This is a genomic window from Pseudomonas auratipiscis (assembly GCF_036324085.1).
In the GTDB taxonomy this organism is placed as follows: Bacteria; Pseudomonadota; Gammaproteobacteria; order Pseudomonadales; family Pseudomonadaceae; genus Aquipseudomonas; species Aquipseudomonas auratipiscis.
Map to the genome: position 1 here is coordinate 176,658 of NZ_JAZDCU010000008.1, position 17,694 is coordinate 194,351.

The following is a 17,694-nucleotide window of genomic DNA, read 5'->3' on the forward strand; positions in this document are numbered from 1 at the left end:
GGAGCTTGTCCATGTTCACCATGCGTCGTTTGATTATCGTCGCTACTGTTGCCGCCTTGATGTCCGGCTGTGCCAGCCAGAACCCGTACGACAGTCAGGGTCAGGCACAACAGGGCTCCACCGGGATGAGCAAAACCGCCAAGTACGGCGGCCTGGGCGCGTTGGCCGGTGCAATTGCCGGTGCGGCCATCGACCATAACAATCGTGGCAAGGGCGCGTTGATTGGTGCCGCTGCCGTAGGGGCTGCCGCAGCAGGTTACGGCTACTACGCCGACAAGCAGGAAGCTGCCTTGCGTGAAAGCATGGCCAATACCGGTGTAGAAGTGCAGCGTCAGGGCGATCAGATCAAGCTGATCATGCCGGGCAACATCACCTTCGCGACCGACTCGGCGAACATTGCTCCAAGCTTCTACTCGCCCCTGAACAACCTGGCCAACTCCTTCAAGCAGTTCAACCAGAACACCATTGAAGTCGTGGGCTATACCGACAGCACCGGCAGCCGCCAGCACAACATGGACCTGTCCCAGCGTCGTGCGCAGTCGGTCGTGTCTTACCTGACCTCCCAAGGTGTTGACGCCAGCCGCGTTACCGCCCGCGGCATGGGCCCTGACCAGCCGATCGCGAGCAACGCCGATGCCAATGGCCGTGCGCAAAACCGTCGTGTAGAGGTCAACCTGAAGCCGATTCCTGGCCAGCAGTACCAGTAAGTTTCAGTGAATGTAAGAAGGGGAGCCAAATGGCTCCCCTTTTTTCTGAGCTACTGTCGGTAAAAGCGGTCTGCAACAGGCTTGTACTGGCTTTGCTTGGTTCCTAGGACCTATCCTACGAATTCTGTCGCCCTGCAGATGATTGCTCCGAGGGAAGTACGCCACTAGGCTCATTGGGTCGCTGCATTATCAGCGATCGGGTTTGGCGACTCGGAGCGAACAAAAGACCTCACCATAGTTTTTATGGTGGCTGTGCGCGGGAGGGCTTTCGCCCTGCCGGGTTTTCCTTTTGTCTCGGTTCGCCAACCCGCGTACAGCCGCCACCCATTCGTTTGGCGACGATTTGGTGGTGGCTCCACTTCAAAAGGAGTTCCATCATGAAGAAAACTGTTCCCGATCCTCCAGAATTTCACCTCCTCGAAACCACGGAAACCCCTTTTGGCCTCTGTGATGTAGGCCATCCGCCGTTATTTTCCGTGTGCAGTGGAGTCAATGTCGAAGATGCCTTGGTGCATGCAGCGCTGTATCTGAAGTGCGCGAGCATGACCGCGCCACTGGCGGTTGAATACACCCGCGAGCCTGGCCGAGGATTCGTCCAGTCGTCCTTGCATTCAATGGAAATGGCCAAGGGCCTGATCGATTCGTTGCTCGATGGCCTGGAGAGTCGCACAATGCGCTAACTGCAACTCACCACTGCGGGAGCGGGCTTATCCTGCGATGCGATGTAACAGCCAGTTCGCAATCGTAGGGTAAGCCCGTTCCTAATCACAGTGGTCAGTGTTTGGTGGTGATCTTCAGTACATCGGTGAAGACGATGTCGACAGTCTGACCCACCTTGAGGTTTTTCATCCGAGCCTGCAGTTCTGGGTCTTCAACTTTCACCACTTTCTGCGGGCCTTCTGGCGGCATCAGGGTGACTTCGTGAGACTTCAGGTCGATCTTGGTGATCTTCGAGGTAATTTTGATCTGGCGGAACGCTTCGCCGCCCGGATTGGGGTTTTCCTTGGTGGCGCGGATGATTCCGGCTTCCTTGCTGGCACCTGGCTCGCCGCCGACGTTGGTATCCAGCACCGTCGCCACAGAGCGGGTTACATGCACGTTTACATCATCGCCGACCTTCAGGTTGCCCAGCGCCTTGGCCTGTTCTGAAACCTGAATCGGGACCTGGGTGTCATTCGGGCCTGCGACCGTTACCAGGCGCTTGTCCATGTCGATCGCCAATACTTTGGTTACCACATCATCCTCAATGGCCGTGCCACTGATCAGGATATCCTGCGCCTGCACCGAGAAACTGGCTGCAGTCATGAGCGAAGCGAGAGCAATGGCGTGAGTCAGGGTGCGCAGCGGTTTCATAGGCATGCTTTCCATGTGATGGCTATTGAGAAACATCGTGGAGAGAGCATAGATGCTGAAAGGAAACTTGGAAGCGCTAGGTGATTTTCTGTTGATTTGACTCAGTCCCAAGGGGAAGAAAACTTCCCGCTTGGGCAGGACGGGTTTGACTCAGGCAGGATTCTCGGCCTTGAGTCGTTCGAGCAAGGCGTCTTTGTCTTGCCACAACTGATTGATCCACTGTTGGAAGGCCAAGCGGTAGGCTTCATCCTGGTCGTAGTTTTTACCCAGGAATTCAGCCGGAATGGCCAGTTCTTCGAGATGTACGGCAAAGTGCTTCACTCGCCCGCACAACAGGTCCCAGAACCCGGGTGCACCAGCTGGGTAATGGAGGGTGACATTGACGATCGACTGCAACTGCTCGCCCATGGCATCGAGCACGAAGGCGATACCGCCAGCCTTGGGCTTGAGCAGGTGCTTGAAGGGCGATTGCTGTTGGCGGTGTTTGCCTGGGGTGAAGCGGGTGCCTTCGGCGAAGTTGAAAATGGCGGTGGGTTTGCCACGGAACTTGGCACAGGTTCGTCGGGTGGTCTCCAGGTCTTTACCGGCCTTTTCCGGGTGCTTGGCCAGATACGCCTTGGTGTAGCGCTTCATGAACGGAAAACCCAGGGCCCACCAGGCCAGGCCTATCACTGGCACCCATATCAGTACCTGCTTGAGGAAGAACTTCAACGGGCGAATACGTCGATTTAGCACGTACTGCAGGACCAGGATATCCACCCAGCTTTGATGATTACTGGTGATCAGATAGCTGTGCTGATAGTCCAGCCCAGCCAAACCTTCGACCTGCCAGCGGGCTTTGCCCAGCAGATTGATCCAGGCGTTGTTATTGCTGATCCAGGCTTCGTGGATGTGCCGCATCAGTTCATCGGTAACCCGCTGCGCCGCCGCGAACGGCAGACACAGCTTGAACAGGCTGACGATGAACAACGGCGTGCAGCAGACGATGGTGTTGAGGCCTAGCAACAACGAGGCTATTACCCCGCGCAGCGGCGCGGGTAGAAATCCGAGCATGGTCAGCTATCCAGTGAGCGGTTGGCCTGAATCGCAGTCAGGGCAATGGTGTAGACGATGTCATCGACCTGGGCGCCGCGTGGCAGATCGTTGACCGGTTTACGCAGGCCTTGCAGCATCGGCCCAAGGCTTACACAGTCGGCGCTGCGTTGCACTGCCTTGTGGGTAGTGTTGCCGGTGTTCAGGTCGGGGAACACGAAGACCGTCGCACGGCCCGCTACCTGGCTGTTGGGCGCCAGTTCGCGAGCGATCTGCAGGTTGGCGGCCGTGTCGTACTGCAAGGGGCCATCGATCTGCAGGTTGCGTTGAGTTTCCTGCGCCAGCAAGGTGGCCTCGCGCACCTTCTGCACTTCTTCGCCGCTAGCCGACTCACCGCTGGAATAACTGATCATTGCCACGCGTGGAGCGATGCCGAAGGCTTCGGCCGAGTCGGCACTTTGCAAGGCGATCTCTGCCAGTTCGCTGGCGGTTGGGTGCGGATTCATCACGCAATCGCCGTACACCAGCACCTGTTCGGGAAACAGCATGAAAAACACCGAAGACACCAGGCTGCAGCCCGGCGCGGTCTTGATCAGTTGCAAGGCGGGGCGGATGGTGTTGGCGGTAGAGTGGACCAGCCCGGAAACCAGGCCATCGACTTCGTCCAGTGCCAGCATCATGGTGCCGATCACTACCGGGTCTTCAAGTTGTTGCTCGGCCATGGGGGCGTTCAGGCTCTTGCTTTTGCGCAAGCTGACCATCGGTTCTACATAGCGCTCGCGAATCAGGTCCGGGTCAAGTATTTCCAGACCTTCGGGCAAGGTGATGCCCTGAGCCCGCGCCACGGCCTGTACATCGTCAGGCTTGGCCAGCAACACGCAGCGGGCGATGCCGCGGGCCTGGCAAATGGCCGCAGCCTGCACGGTCATCGGCTCGGCGCCCTCAGGCAAGACGATGCGCTTGTTGGCTTGTTGGGCGCGCTGGATCAACTGATAACGGAACACCGCTGGCGACAGTCGCAGCTCGCGTGGGGTACCGCAGCGCAGGTGCAGCCAGTCGGCATCCAAGTAACTGGCGACGAAGTCGGTGATGATTTCCGCACGCTCGCGGTCATCCACCGGGATTTCCTTGTTGAGCTGGTTCAATTGGTTGGCGGTGTCGTAGGAGCCGGTGCTCACCGAGAGAATCGGCAGGCCTGCCAGCAAAGCGCCCTGGCACAGTTCGAGAATGCGCGGGTCAGGCTTGCTGTCGCTGGTCAGCAGCAGACCAGCAAGCGGTACGCCGTTGATCGCTGCCAGGCTTACCGCGAGGATGATGTCGTCACGGTCACCCGGTGTTACCACCAGGGTGCCCGGCTTGAGCAGGGGCACGGTGTTGGCCACGGTTCGGGCGCAGATAATGATCTTGTTCATCCGCCGCTGTTCGTAGTCACCAGCGTTGAGCACTTGGGCACCGAGCAACTCGGCCACATCGCGGGTGCGTGGGGCGTTGAGGTCTGCCTGGTAGGGAATGCAGCCCAACAGGCGGAAGTCACCACCGCGTAGCAACGGCGAGTGCTCTTTCAAGCGGTCGGCGAACACGTTCATGCTTTCGTCGGTGCGCACTTTGTTGAGGATCACACCTAGCACTTTCGGGTCTTTCGGGCCGCCGAAAAGTTGCGCCTGCAACTCGACTCGGCCGGACAGCTCGGTGAGCACCTCGTTTTCCGGCGCCGATACCAGAATTACCTCGGCATCCAGGCTTTTGGCCAGGTGCAGGTTGACCCGAGCGGCATAGCTGGCGTGGCGGGTAGGGACCATGCCCTCGACCACCACCACGTCCTTGCCAATGCATGCCTGCTGATACAGGGTGATGATTTCTTCGAGCAATTCATCCAGCTGACCATCACCGAGCATGCGTTCGACATGACCCAGGCTCAATGGCTGGGGTGGCTTGAGGCCGTGGGTGCGGGCAACCAGTTCGGTGGAGCGCTCCGGGCCGGTGTCGCCAGGGTGCGGTTGGGCAATCGGCTTGAAGAAGCCGACTTTCAGGCCGGCGCGCTCCAGGGTACGAACCAGGCCGAGACTGATGGAGGTCAGGCCGACACCAAAGTCGGTCGGCGCGATGAAAAATGTCTGCATGCGAGCTTCTCGAAAAGAGCTGTGGCAAAAAATTCAATTGCCAAGGGTATCGTTATCGACACCCAGCCGATAGCGGGTATTGCGCCGGAGCGGGCTTGTTCCGCGATTGCCGGCCACCTGCCCGCGACATTCTATCGCAGGGCAAACCTGCTCCTGCAGGCCAGGTGCGGGGGCCCGTTGGTCCGGGTTGCGTTCGCTTTCAAGCGATGCGTTGGTTACACTTGTTGCTCTACATTCTTATGCAAAAGGTCTCGCCCCATGCTGATCGCCGCCAACAAGGCTGTCTCCATCGACTATACCCTCACCAACGACGCTGGTGAGGTCATCGACAGCTCCGCCGGCGGCGCCCCGCTGGTTTACCTGCATGGCGCAGGCAACATCATTCCTGGCCTGGAAAAAGCCCTGGAAGGTAAAACTGCCGGTGACGAACTGGAAGTTGCCATCGAACCAGAAGACGCCTACGGCGAATACCTTGCCGAACTGGTCAGCACCCTGAACCGCAGCATGTTCGAAGGCGTCGACCAACTGGAAGTGGGTATGCAGTTCCACGCTTCTGCTCCAGATGGCCAGATGCAGATCGTTACCATCCGTGATCTGGATGGCGACGACGTGACTGTCGACGGCAACCACCCACTGGCGGGTCAGCGCCTGAACTTCAAGGTCAAGGTCATCACCATTCGTGACGCCAGCGAAGAAGAAGTAGCTCATGGCCACGTCCATGGCGAAGGTGGCCATCACCACTGATTTTCTGCGCTAAGCTCAGAGAGTCGCGAAGGCGCCCGGGCAAGTCCGTCGCACTCCAGATAGGGGAAGACGGCTTGGCAGGGCGCTTTTTTAATGGGCTGGTGTTACTGATTGCAGCCTGCAGCGGCAACCGGGATCTGGAGAGGGGAGTACGTCATGAGTGCATTTCACGACCTGAAGTTGCAGGCGTTGAATGGGCAGGAGTTGCCTCTGGCGCCGTTCAAGGGCCAGGTGGTGCTGGTGGTCAATGTCGCCTCCAAGTGTGGCCTGACCCCGCAATATGCAGCGCTGGAAAACCTTTATCAGCAATACAAAGGCAAAGGTTTCAGTGTGCTGGGCTTGCCATGCAACCAGTTTGCCGGGCAGGAGCCGGGCACTGAAGAAGAAATCCAGCAGTTTTGCAGCCTGAATTACGGAGTGAGCTTTCCGCTGGGCAGCAAGCTGGACGTCAACGGCGCTGAACGCCACCAGTTGTATCGTCTGCTCGCCGGTGAAGGGGCCGAGTTCCCTGGCGACATTACCTGGAACTTCGAGAAATTCCTGGTGGGCAAGGACGGTCGGGTGCTGGCACGTTTCTCACCGCGCACCGCACCGGATGATGCGACCGTGGTGCAGGCGATCGAAAAGGCGTTGGATTAGTCGATCTGATCGCGGGACAAGCCCTCTCCCATGAGACTGTGGGAGTGGGTTTGGCCCGCGATGCTGTTAAATCACTCAAATCAATAGTGCTGGGCCACCCACACCGCTGACCCTATGCTTTGGCGCATTCCTACTTCTTTGGAGCGTCGCATGTCCGCTACTGCACTGTTCACCCCTTTCCAACTGGGCTCTCTTGAGCTGCCAACCCGTGTGGTGATGGCGCCGATGACCCGCACGTTCTGCCCCGGTGGCGTGCCCCACGCCAAGGTCGTCGAGTACTACCGTCGACGTGCCGCTGCAGGTGTCGGGCTGATCATTACCGAAGGCACCACCGTCGATCATAAAGCCGCTAACGGTTACCCGAACGTTCCACGCTTTCACGGTGAAGACGCACTGGCGGGTTGGAAACAGGTGGTTGATGCCGTGCATGCCGAAGGCGGACGTATCGTTCCGCAGCTCTGGCACGTGGGCAGTGTGCGGCGTGTGGGTACCGAGCCGGATGCCAGCGTGCCGGGCTACGGCCCAAGTGAGAAGATCAAGGACGGCCAGGTAGCGGTCCATGGCATGAGCGGTGACGATATTCGTGAGGTTATCGAAGCCTTTGCCCAGGCTGCTCGTGACGCTCAAGCCATCGGCATGGACGGCGTGGAGATTCATGGTGCCCACGGCTATCTGATCGATCAGTTTTTCTGGGCCGGCAGTAATCAACGTACCGACGAGTATGGTGGCGATTTGGCTGGACGTTCGCGTTTTGCCATCGAGCTGATCCAGGCTGTACGGGCCGCCGTGGGTCCTGATTTCCCGATCATTTTCCGCTTCTCGCAGTGGAAGCAGCAGGACTACAGTGCCCGTCTGGTTGAAAGCGCCGAAGCGCTGGGTGCATTTTTGCAGCCGCTGGCCGATGCCGGTGTGGACATTTTCCATTGCTCCACTCGCCGCTTCTGGGAGCCGGAGTTCGCAGGCTCTGACCTGAACCTTGCTGGCTGGACTCGCCAGCTCACCGGCAAACCGACCATTACCGTGGGGAGCGTTGGCCTGGATGGCGAGTTCCTGCAGTTCATGGTGGCCACTGACAAGGTGGCGCAGCCGGCCAGCCTGGAAAACCTGCTGGTGCGTCTGAGCAATGACGAGTTCGACCTGGTAGCAGTAGGGCGTGCGTTGCTGGTCGATCCGGATTGGGCGGCCAAGGTGCGCGATGGGCGCGAGCAGGACATTTTGCCATTCAGCCGTGAGGCGTTGACGACTCTGGCTTGATGATCAGCGCTGGCGGCGGTGGCTGCAGTACGTTGCGGCCTTGGCGACAGGCCGCGTGAAGATGGCCCTCGAACTGCTCGACAACTGCTGACCAGCCTTGCCGGCTGGCGTGTTGTCGGGCGTTCAAGCGTACTCGTCGTAACGCTTCGGGGTCATTGAGCAGCCAGTTACAGGCATCGATAAAAGCTGCTTCGTCGCCCGGCATGGCCAGCGCACCGCTGTGGCCGTGGCGGATGTGCTGGGCGGCGGCTGCCTGATCGTAGGCCACCACTGCCAGCCCCGCTGCCATTGCTTCAAGCACCACGTTGCCGAAGGTTTCGGTCAGGCTGGGGAATAGGAAAATATCCCCGGACGCGTAATGTTCGGCCAGGGCTTCAGCGCGTTGGGCTCCGCAGAACAAGGCGTCAGGTAGCTGCTGTTGCAAAGCCCTGCGCTGCGGGCCATCACCGACCACAATCAACTTGATGCGTCGCTGTGGATAGTTTTTCTGTGCTGCGTGCAGGCAGTGTTGCAGCACGCCGAGGTTTTTCTCCGGCGCCAGACGTCCGACATGCAATAACGCGATGTCGTCGTTTCCCAGTCCCCACTGTTCACGCAACGCTTGGCTTCGCCTTCCCGGCTTGAACAATTGGCTGTCCACGCCGTGGCCCATCAGCGTGAGGTTGTCGAAACCGCGACGTCCTAGTTCAAGATGCTGGCTGACGCTTGCTACCAGGGTGGTATGGGTACGACGGTGGAACGCGCGTAGGTAGTGGGTAAGCAACCTGGCCAGCATCCCCAGCCCATACTCGCTCGAATACTGGTGAAAGTTGGTGTGAAAGCCGCTGATCACGGCTATTCCCAGCCTGCGCGCCGCCCTCAGGGCACTTAAGCCCAATGGCCCTTCGGTGGCGATGTACAGCACGTCTGGACGCTGTCGGCGCCAGCGTCGCATCAGCTTGTGCATCGAAACCTGGCCCCACTGCAATCCTGGATAGCCCGGCAACGGCCAGCCTCGGCAGAGCAATTGCCAGTCACTTTTGTCACCCGGCGGATCCTCCGCCTGACGTGGGCGGATCAGCTCGACGTGATGGCCTCGCTGGCACAACCCCTCGATCAAGTGGCCAAGGGTAATTGCCACGCCATTGATTTCCGGTGGGAAGGTTTCGCTGACCAGGGTGACGTGCAGGGATGGGGCGCTCATAAGGCCAGTTTCAGCGGCCTCGATTGCGCTGCAATGACATATTGATGACTGATTTGTGATGCCCGGTTTTTAGTGCTTGCTGGCTGAAAATATTTCCCAGGCGGGTACTCAAGAATGTGTGCCGATCTGCCGATGCAGAGGCACTCGAATGACCGATTTCGCTCCAGGAGAGCGTTGATGTTCAACAGCAAACTGAAAAAAGAAAACCTCAAGTTGCGCGAAGAGCTGCTGTCGATGGAGCAGGTCAAAAGCAGCCTGGACAGCGAGATGCTGGTTCTGGAGCTTGACCCTCAGGGGCGGATTGAATCGGTCAACAGCAATTTCGAAAAGGAAATGATCTACAGCAGCCATCAACTGATTGGCCGTAATATCGAGGAAATAATCCCGCCTCACGTCAAGCAACTGGATTTCTACCAGCGCATGAAGGCTGCAATTACTCGCGGCGAGCACCTCAACGGTGCGTTTCGCCTGCTGCGCGGCAATGGTGAAGAGGCTTGGCTGCGCTCCATTCTGCAGCCGGTGAAAAACAGTGAGGGACGCCTCAAGTTTTTCACTCTGCACTCCAGTGATCTGACCCGTACGATCGAGACCTCGCGTGAACATGAGAGCCTGATCAAGGCACTGATGCGCTCTACTGCCGTGATCGAGTTCAATCTGCAGGGCGAAGTACTGACCGCCAATGACCGCTTCCTGCAGACCATGGGCTATCGCCTGGAGCAAGTTGTCGGCAAGCATCACCGTATGTTCTGTGAGCCGCAGGAGTACAACTCCACTGCCTACCATGCGTTCTGGGAGCGTTTGCGCCACGGTCAGTTCGTTGCCGAACGCTTCAAGCGTGTGGACGCGCATGGCCGGGTGGTCTGGCTGGAAGCGTCCTATAACCCGATCATCGATGCTCATGACGTACTCTACAAAGTGGTCAAGTTCGCTACCGTGATCACCGAACAGGTCAATCAGGAAATTGCCGTGGCTGCAGCGGCCGATATCGCCTACACCACCTCGCTGGAAACCGACAGCAGTGCGCGCAAGGCTACGGATGTGGTGACCCAGACCGTCGATGTCATGCGTGGCCTGGAGTCGTGCATGCAGGAAGCGGCGGAGGGTATCGAAGCGCTGAACAAGCAGTCGCAGGTCATCGGTTCGATCATCAAGACCATCAGTGACATCGCCGGACAAACCAACCTGTTGGCCCTCAATGCCGCCATCGAGGCAGCTCGCGCCGGAGAGCAGGGGCGCGGCTTTGCCGTTGTAGCCGACGAAGTACGGCAGTTGGCTTCGCGCACCAGCACGGCCACCGAGGAAATCGCCCGGGTGGTGCAGCAGAACGAGCAGTTGGCCAAGGCTGCGGTGGATATCATCGACAGCAGCAAGCGTCAGGCCGAGGAGGGGCTGATGCTTGCCGGTCACACCGGTACGGTGATCGTTGAAATCCAGGACGGGGCGAAAAAGGTCGTCAATGCCGTGGGGCAGTTTTCGAGTCAACTGAACGTCTGAGTACGGGCGCCTGCCTTGCACACAAGGCAGGCGCCCGCATTGACCAAGCCGATGTGGCTCAGTTGAACGGTGCCGGACGCGGCGTTTGCGCCGAAGACGGTGGCAGTATTGGCAGTTTGAAACTCGGTTGATCGCCGGTCAGCGTATCGAGGAAGGCGACGATCTGGGAGACCTCGTCACCGCTCAACTTGCGCCCCAATTGCAACCGCGCCATCACATCCACTGCTTCTTCCAGTTGCCAGTAGGCGCCGTCATGGAAGTAGGGGTAGGTCAACGCGACGTTACGCAGCGTCGGCACCTTGAACATCATCCGGTCCTGATCCTTGCCGGTCAGCCCCGCGACACCTTGGGCCGGGTTTTTGGTGGCATAGGGTTCGACCATGCCCATTTTCTGGAACGAGGCGCCACCAACGGCTTCGCCATTATGGCAAGCGACGCAGCCGATGCTTTTGAACAACTGATAGCCTTTCTCGGCGGTGGCGCTGATGGCTTTTTTGTCCCCCTTCAGCCAACGATCGAATGGAGCGTTGGGTGTGACCAGGGTTTCTTCGAAGGCGGCAATGGCGTCGGTCACCTCGTCGATGGTGACGCCGTCATTGCCGTATACCTGCTTGAACGACGCCTTGTACTGGGGAATCGAGCGCAGCACGTCCACTGCCAGGTCATGGGTGAAGCCCATTTCTCCGGGGTTGGCGATGGGCCCACCGGCCTGCTCTTTGAGGGTAGCGGCGCGGCCATCCCAGAACTGGGCGACGCTCATGCTCGAGTTGAGCACGGTAGGGGAGTTGATCGGGCCTTGATGCCAGTTGTGACCGATGGAGGTTGGCAGGTTATCGCTACCGCCCATGCTCAGGTTGTGGCAAGAGTTGCAGGAAATGAAGCCGGACTTGGACAGGCGTGGATCAAAGAACAACTGCTTGCCCAGCTCAACCTTGGCTGCATTGGTGATCTTCGCCGGTTGTACCGGCAAGATGGGCTCGTTGGCAGGGGCTGAGCCCCATGCCTGTCCTCCCGCCATTAACCCGAACATCAGCATCAGTGGTCTAAACATGGAGCGCTCCCCTACAGGCTTATAGTTTTAATAACCATGTTCCATGTAGGGGTTTGCTGCCGTGATGCAGATCAACGCCGATGTCAGGGTTTCTGTACTGCTGCGGTTTCGGCCCCGCGCTCGCGCACCCAGAACAAGGTGGCGCCGGCCACTGCGGCGGGCATCATCAGAATGTTGACGAAGGGAATCATCAGCGCGAGGTAAGTGATGCCGCCAAAGCCCAGGCTCTGCCAGCGTTTGGCGCGCAGCCAGGCAAGCATGTCCTGCCAGCTCATCTTGTGGTTGTCGGCCGGGTAGTCGATATACTGGATCGCCATCATCCATATACCGAACAGCAGCCACAGCGGCGCGGCGATGATGTTGACCACTGGAATCAACGACAGGACGAAAAGCGCCAGGGCCCGCGGCAGGAAATAGCCCAGCTTGCGCATCTCGCGGCTGAGGGTGCGCGGGACCATGGCCGTCAGTTCGGCCCAACTGAACGCCGGAAAGTCATCCGTGCCGCGTACGACCACTTCGACCTTTTCAGCGAGAAAGCCGTTGAAGGGCGCGGCGATAATGTTGGCCAGCAGCGTGAAGGTGAAGAACACCATCAGCACCACCAGTGCGACGAACAATGGCCACAGCACGTAGTTGAGAAAGCTCAGCCAGCTCGGCAGGCTGGGCATGAGTGAATCGACCCAGAGGCTGAATTGATGGCCAGCGAAATAGATCAAACCGACGAACAGCAGCAGGTTGACTGCCAGAGGCAGCAATACGAATAGGCGCAGGCTCGGGCTCAGGACCAGGTTCAGTCCTTCACGCAGGTACTGAGGGCCAGAGAGTACAGGGGCTTGCATAGAGAACTCCGGGTAAAGGCAAACGCGCTGACCTTACCGAGTTTGAGCGGCTGGCGAAAGCGCGGCGCTATGGAGGAAACGGGCTGTAACAAAGCTCGGCTCCTGGCTAGGCGTACTGTCATAGGCAAACAGCTGTAGTCCCTGATGATGAATAGAGCCGGCCTATAAGGTGGATTGTCTAAGGATATTTCCTTAATCTCTGCGGCCTCGCTAAAGTGCGCACATATTTTTCAACGCCTTCGAATTCTGATCTTCAAGGAGTTTTCATGAGCATTCTGGTCAACAAGCAAGCCCCTGATTTCGATGCGGCGGCAGTTCTGGGCGACGGTTCTATCGTCGACAGCTTCAAGCTCTCCTCGCTGCGCGGCAAATACGTCGTGCTGTTCTTCTGGCCGCTGGACTTCACCTTTGTCTGTCCGTCGGAAATTATTGCCCACAACAACCGCATGGATAAATTCCGCGAGCTGGGTGTTGAAGTGGTAGGTGTCTCCATCGACTCGCAGTTCACTCACCACGCATGGCGCAGCACGCCGGTGGAGAAGGGCGGCATCGGCGAAGTCGAATTCACCATGGTTGCCGACGTCAAGCACGAAATCACCCGTGCCTACGGTATCGAACACGATGCTGGCGTAGCATTGCGTGCCTCGTTCCTGATCGACCAGCAAGGCGTGGTACAGCACCAGGTTGTCAACAACCTGCCGCTGGGTCGTGAGGTCGACGAGATGATCCGTCTGGTCGAAGCACTGCAATTCACCGAGCAGCACGGCGAAGTTTGCCCTGCTGGCTGGCGTCCGGGCCAGAAAGGTATGAAGGCTGATGCCAAAGGCGTTGCCGACTACCTGGCGGAAAACGCCGCCAGCCTGTAAGGCTGCGTTTAAACGGTTTTCAGAACCTGCGGCCAAAAGCCTTCCCCAAGTGCTTCGCAGGTTCTTTTTTATTCCAGCCGGCCACCCCGGCGATACGAAGCGGGCAATCCAGCGCCCGCTTTGACAGGAGAGCGTCATGTCTGAAGTTCGTCATTCGCGTGTGATTATTCTTGGCTCCGGCCCTGCCGGTTACAGTGCCGCCGTGTACGCCGCACGTGCCAACCTCAAGCCGCTGCTGATTACCGGCATGCAGGCTGGCGGCCAGCTGACCACCACCACGGAAGTCGACAACTGGCCGGGCGATGCCCATGGCCTGACTGGTCCGGCACTGATGCAGCGTATGCAGGAACACGCCGAACGCTTCGAGACCGAAGTGGTGTTCGATCACATCAACGCCGTTGACCTGGCCAGCAAGCCGTACACCCTCAAAGGTGACAGCGCCACCTACACCTGCGATGCCCTGATCATCGCTACCGGTGCCAGCGCTCGCTACCTGGGCCTGCCATCGGAAGAAGCGTTCATGGGCAAAGGTGTTTCTGCCTGCGCGACCTGCGATGGTTTCTTCTACCGCAACAAGCCAGTGGCAGTCGTCGGTGGCGGTAACACCGCTGTTGAAGAAGCCCTGTACCTGGCCAACATCGCCAGCAAGGTTACGCTGGTTCACCGCCGCGAAACGTTCCGCGCCGAGAAAATCCTGGTCGACAAGCTCAACGCACGTGTGGCTGAAGGCAAGATCGAGCTGAAGCTCAACGCCACCCTGGACGAAGTTCTGGGCGACGACATGGGTGTCACCGGTGCTCGTCTGAAGAACAACGATGGCAGCTTCGATGAAATCAAGGTTGACGGCGTGTTCATCGCTATCGGTCATACCCCGAACACTTCGCTGTTCGAAGGTCAGCTGACCTTGAAGGATGGCTATCTGGTGGTAAACGGTGGGCGTGATGGCAATGCTACCGCTACCAACGTTGAAGGCGTGTTTGCCGCGGGCGACGTAGCCGACCACGTGTATCGCCAGGCGATCACCTCGGCCGGTGCTGGTTGCATGGCTGCGCTGGATGTCGAGCGCTACCTGGACGGTCTGCAGAACGCTTGATTCTGCTGTAGCAAAAATTGCGGGGCAATCCCGCTCCCACCGGTGGCTGCACTAGCCGGTAGGAGCGGGATTGCCCCGCAATGCGTTTACAGGCTCAGACGCATGGACAAGTCCACAGCCTTCACATCCTTGGTCATGGCACCAATGGAGATGTAGTCCACGCCGGTCTCGGCAATCACCCGCAGGGTGTCTTCGTTTACGCCCCCGCTGGCCTCAAGCTTGGCCTTGCCGGCATTCAGGCGCACGGCTTCGCGCATGTCGTCCAGGCTCAGTTCGTCGAGCATGACGATGTCGGCACCGGCAGCCAAGGCTTGCTCGAGCTCTTCCAGACTTTCCACTTCAACTTCCACCGGCTTGCCGGGCGCGATCTTGTGGGCGGCGCTGATAGCCTGGGCAATTCCGCCGCTGGCGGCGATGTGGTTTTCCTTGATCAGGAAGGCATCGAACAGACCGATACGATGATTGTGGCAACCGCCACAGGTGACCGCGTACTTCTGCGCCAGGCGCAGGCCCGGCAGGGTCTTGCGGGTATCGAGCAGCTTGACCTGGGTATCGGCGACTTTATCGGCGAAGAACTGCGCGCGTGTTGCCACACCCGAGAGCAATTGCAGGAAATTCAGCGCACTGCGCTCCCCGGTCAGCAGCGAGCGGGCGGGTCCTTCCAGATGAAACAGCGGCTGGTTGGGCTGGGCACGCTCGCCGTCCTTTACCTGCCAATGCACCGCTACCCGCGGATCGAGCTGACGAAACACTGCATCGACCCAGGCACTGCCGGCGATGACGCACGCATCGCGGGTAATGATAGTGGCTTTGGCAAGGCGCTCGGCCGGGATCAACTGGGCGGTGATGTCGCCACTGCCAACGTCTTCGAGCAACGCACGGCGCACGTTGGCTTCGATTTCGGCGGTCAGGTCGGCGAGGCGTAAATTCGGCATGGCAGGCTCCACAAGCTAATTGCCCGGGATTATAGGGCAGCCCGTGCTGGCGAGTGTCTTGATTTTGCCAGATAATGCGACTTCTATTTGACGTCATGGCTTTGACGATCTGTCGCCTCACTACAAAAATCTACCCTGCAAGGAGTCCGGGATGCACAAAGACGGGAAGGTGGTGCCAATCAAGGCCACCATCGATCAGGCGCTCAACGCGCCTATGGCTCGTCTGCCGGTGGTGCTTCTGCAGGTGCGTGACAAAGCTGCATTACAACTGCGTCAAGGGCTGCAGGCGTTGTTCGAGAATGCCGACGACATGCTGTTCGAGATGGCTGACAAAGCGGTCAGTAACAGTGAGCAGAATGCACTGTTCGAAGCCATGCGAGACCTGCGGCTGAAAAGCAAGAATATCGAGCGTGGCTACCTGGACTGCTTCTATGAAGCCTTCGGGCGCATGGGGCAGGCCGAGATGCTGTTACCCAGGCAGTCTGGCAGCCCTGAACAGTCAGCTCAGGCGGTACTGAACGAGCAAGAGCGCTCCAGCGTGCTGGAGGCGATGGTCGAGCGGATTCTTGCGCGCGACGGCTTTGCCCTCAATCAGTTGACCTTGCGTTTCAGCGTACTGACCGGCCAGCCTCTCGATGACCGACGTAATCCACTCGGCCCGGCCATGCTGTGTGAGTATTTTCTCCAGGCTGGGCGCAATCTGGGGGTGGGCATCAAGGTCAAGCTGATCATCCTCAAGCTTTTCGAGCGTTACGTCCTGCAGGACGCCCAGCAACTGTATGGCGAAGCCAATCAGTTATTGATGGCGACCGGGATTCTGCCTGAACTCAAAGCGGTACATCGGCGTCGAGCGCAGCACCGTCCCATACCAAGCGTCGAGGACACCTCCTGCCAATGTGGTGAGCCGAATATAGAGCTGGATGCCAACGAGCAGGCGGTATTCGCCTCTTTGCAAAGTTTGCTGTCGAGGGTGCGTGGACGTGTAGCGCCGCGGCTTGAGGCGTGTAGCCCGGTGCAGCCGATCAGTACTCGTGATCTGCTGCGCCTGCTTTCTCATCTGCAGCACTATGTACCGCCGGCCTGCGAGGCTGATGATTTCGACCTGCACCAGCAGCTTGAGCAGTTGTTGACTCGCGTCAGTGTAAAGAGCGGCACCTACCGCAAGGTCGAAGGGGTTGATGAGGATGTCATCAACCTGATTGCCATGCTCTTCGATTTCATTCTTGCCGATCACAACCTGCCGCATTCTCTGCGCAGCCTGATCGGACGTATGCAGATCCCCATGCTCAAGGTTGCAGTGCTGGATAAGCGCTTTTTCAGTCGCAACTGTCATCCCGCCCGACGCCTGCTCAACGAAATCGCCACCGCAGCCGTGGGTTGGGAGGCAGGCGATGACGGCCAGCGCGATGCCTTTTACCTGCGCGTGGAGAAAATCATCCAGAGCCTGCTTAACGACTTTGACGATGATCCGGTGATTTTTTCCGAACTGCTTAACGAATTTGTCGCCTTCAGCAGCGAAGAGCGACGGCGCAATGAACTGCTGGAACAACGCACGCGTGATGCCGAAGAAGGCCGCGCACGCGCGCATCTGGCGCGTCAACGCGTGCAGCAGGAGCTCAATCGCCGGCTCTTGGGCAAAAGCCTGCCACGGGTGGTGGTGCGCTTGCTCGAAGAGGCCTGGAGCCAGGTGCTGCTACTGGCTTATCTCAAGTATGGTGATACATCGGTTTCGTGGCTCGAAGGGCTGGAGACCATGGATGAATTGATCTGGAGTGTCGAGCATTCCACCGACGAGCCGCAGGCGCGCCAGCGCTTGCTTGAGATTTTGCCGGGGTTGCTCAAGGCTCTGCGTGATGGCCTGGCCGGCGCTGTTTTTGATCCCTTCGCCACCAGCGAGTTTTTTGCGCAACTGGAAGCCTTGCACATACAGGCATTCGAAAACTCGTTAACTGGCAGCCACCTGAGCGCCGCCGGGCTGGAGCGTGTGCTGGTGCTTGATGAAATCAACCTGATCGGCCCGGAACAGGCAATGCCAGTGGACAGCGTGATGTGCATGACCAACGACGATCCGGCTTTACTGCAAGTGCAACGCTTGCGTATTGGCAACTGGGTAGAGCTGAAGGATGGCGAAGATGTGCAGCGATGCAAGCTGATTACCCAGATCGACAGCACTGACCGGCTGGTGTTCGTCAACCGCACCGGCCTCAAGGTTTGTGAGTATTCGCCGCTCGCGCTGGCAGCTGCCTTTCGCCGCGGTAATGCGCGCGTACTCGACGACACGCTGCTGTTCGACCGGGCGTTGGACTCGGTAGTGAGTCAATTGCGCCGACATCAGCTGCGTTAGTTTTCCCACGTGTTTTAACCATGCATCCCTTTACGCCTCG

The 17,694-nt window shown here is 58.7% G+C and carries 16 protein-coding genes and 2 pseudogenes; 10 read left to right on the forward strand and 8 right to left on the reverse strand.

From position 1 onward, the window contains the following. Positions 1-11: 11 nt before the first annotated feature. On the forward strand, positions 12-707 hold the full coding sequence (locus V0R60_RS13715) for an OmpA family protein (RefSeq protein WP_136478123.1): 696 nt from the start codon (positions 12-14) through the stop codon (positions 705-707). A 377-nt stretch (positions 708-1,084) separates the two neighbouring features. Beyond that, positions 1,085-1,387, forward strand: coding sequence for a DUF3077 domain-containing protein (locus V0R60_RS13720; protein ID WP_330079878.1), 303 nt, complete (start codon positions 1,085-1,087; stop codon positions 1,385-1,387). Between the two features lie 94 nt (positions 1,388-1,481). Here V0R60_RS13720 and V0R60_RS13725 read toward each other — a convergent pair whose 3' ends face one another. The 4 genes and pseudogenes from V0R60_RS13725 to V0R60_RS13740 form a co-directional block, all read right to left on the reverse strand. Beyond that, on the reverse strand, positions 1,482-2,060 hold the full coding sequence (locus tag V0R60_RS13725; RefSeq protein WP_136478121.1) for a hypothetical protein: 579 nt from the start codon (positions 2,058-2,060) through the stop codon (positions 1,482-1,484). 150 nt (positions 2,061-2,210) lie between these two features. After that, positions 2,211-3,113, reverse strand: a complete 903-nt coding sequence (locus tag V0R60_RS13730; RefSeq protein ID WP_330079879.1) for an acyltransferase — start codon at positions 3,111-3,113, stop codon at positions 2,211-2,213. A 2-nt stretch (positions 3,114-3,115) separates the two neighbouring features. Beyond that, the gene (gene pta, locus V0R60_RS13735) at positions 3,116-5,212 is read right to left on the reverse strand and encodes a phosphate acetyltransferase (RefSeq protein WP_330079880.1); all 2,097 of its coding nucleotides are present in this window, start codon (positions 5,210-5,212) and stop codon (positions 3,116-3,118) included. A 174-nt stretch (positions 5,213-5,386) separates the two neighbouring features. Next, positions 5,387-5,502, reverse strand: a pseudogene (locus V0R60_RS13740) (DUF3565 domain-containing protein); the annotation flags it as partial. On the opposite strand from V0R60_RS13740, the gene V0R60_RS13745 reads away from it, so the two are divergent. The 3 genes from V0R60_RS13745 (at position 5,471) to V0R60_RS13755 (ending at position 7,849) form a co-directional block, all read left to right on the forward strand. After that, positions 5,471-5,956: an FKBP-type peptidyl-prolyl cis-trans isomerase gene (locus V0R60_RS13745; RefSeq protein ID WP_136478118.1), complete on the forward strand. Its 486-nt coding sequence runs from the start codon at positions 5,471-5,473 to the stop codon at positions 5,954-5,956. The pseudogene V0R60_RS13740 and the gene V0R60_RS13745 sit on opposite strands and share 32 nt — an antisense overlap. 156 nt (positions 5,957-6,112) lie before the next feature. Further along, on the forward strand, positions 6,113-6,595 hold the full coding sequence (locus V0R60_RS13750) for a glutathione peroxidase (protein WP_136478117.1): 483 nt from the start codon (positions 6,113-6,115) through the stop codon (positions 6,593-6,595). Positions 6,596-6,745: 150 nt separating this feature from the next. After that, on the forward strand, positions 6,746-7,849 hold the full coding sequence (locus tag V0R60_RS13755; RefSeq protein WP_330079881.1) for an NADH:flavin oxidoreductase: 1,104 nt from the start codon (positions 6,746-6,748) through the stop codon (positions 7,847-7,849). Here V0R60_RS13755 and V0R60_RS13760 read toward each other — a convergent pair. After that, positions 7,818-9,032 carry a glycosyltransferase family 4 protein gene (locus V0R60_RS13760; RefSeq protein ID WP_330079882.1) on the reverse strand — a complete coding sequence of 405 codons (1,215 nt, stop codon included), beginning with the start codon at positions 9,030-9,032 and terminating at the stop codon, positions 7,818-7,820. The genes V0R60_RS13755 and V0R60_RS13760 overlap by 32 nt on opposite strands. Positions 9,033-9,299: 267 nt before the next feature. Here V0R60_RS13760 and V0R60_RS26970 point away from each other — a divergent pair. Next, positions 9,300-9,980 (forward strand): annotated as a pseudogene (locus V0R60_RS26970) (PAS domain-containing protein); the annotation flags it as partial. A gap of 135 nt (positions 9,981-10,115) precedes the next feature. Then, a complete protein-coding gene (locus tag V0R60_RS26975; protein ID WP_375547278.1) occupies positions 10,116-10,526 on the forward strand; it encodes a methyl-accepting chemotaxis protein in 411 nt (136 codons plus the stop codon). 58 nt (positions 10,527-10,584) lie between these two features. Here the strand turns inward: V0R60_RS26975 and V0R60_RS13770 are convergent, their stop codons facing one another. Together V0R60_RS13770 and cysZ are read right to left on the reverse strand one after the other, a co-directional pair. After that, positions 10,585-11,577: a cytochrome-c peroxidase gene (locus V0R60_RS13770; RefSeq protein WP_330079883.1), complete on the reverse strand. Its 993-nt coding sequence runs from the start codon at positions 11,575-11,577 to the stop codon at positions 10,585-10,587. Between the two features lie 83 nt (positions 11,578-11,660). Beyond that, positions 11,661-12,416, reverse strand: coding sequence for a sulfate transporter CysZ (gene cysZ / locus V0R60_RS13775; protein WP_330079884.1), 756 nt, complete (start codon positions 12,414-12,416; stop codon positions 11,661-11,663). Between the two features lie 266 nt (positions 12,417-12,682). Between cysZ and V0R60_RS13780 the strand changes: the two genes are divergently transcribed. Together V0R60_RS13780 and trxB are read left to right on the forward strand one after the other, a co-directional pair. Next, positions 12,683-13,282 carry a peroxiredoxin gene (locus V0R60_RS13780; RefSeq protein ID WP_133216766.1) on the forward strand — a complete coding sequence of 200 codons (600 nt, stop codon included), beginning with the start codon at positions 12,683-12,685 and terminating at the stop codon, positions 13,280-13,282. Between the two features lie 136 nt (positions 13,283-13,418). Beyond that, positions 13,419-14,375 carry a thioredoxin-disulfide reductase gene (gene trxB, locus V0R60_RS13785; RefSeq protein ID WP_136478111.1) on the forward strand — a complete coding sequence of 319 codons (957 nt, stop codon included), beginning with the start codon at positions 13,419-13,421 and terminating at the stop codon, positions 14,373-14,375. An 86-nt stretch (positions 14,376-14,461) separates the two neighbouring features. Here trxB and nadC read toward each other — a convergent pair whose 3' ends face one another. After that, positions 14,462-15,310 carry a carboxylating nicotinate-nucleotide diphosphorylase gene (gene nadC, locus V0R60_RS13790; RefSeq protein WP_136478110.1) on the reverse strand — a complete coding sequence of 283 codons (849 nt, stop codon included), beginning with the start codon at positions 15,308-15,310 and terminating at the stop codon, positions 14,462-14,464. A 151-nt stretch (positions 15,311-15,461) separates the two neighbouring features. Here nadC and V0R60_RS13795 point away from each other — a divergent pair, with 151 nt between their 5' ends. Continuing rightward, a complete protein-coding gene (locus tag V0R60_RS13795) occupies positions 15,462-17,654 on the forward strand; it encodes a DUF1631 domain-containing protein (protein WP_330079885.1) in 2,193 nt (730 codons plus the stop codon). Positions 17,655-17,694 lie beyond the last annotated feature (40 nt).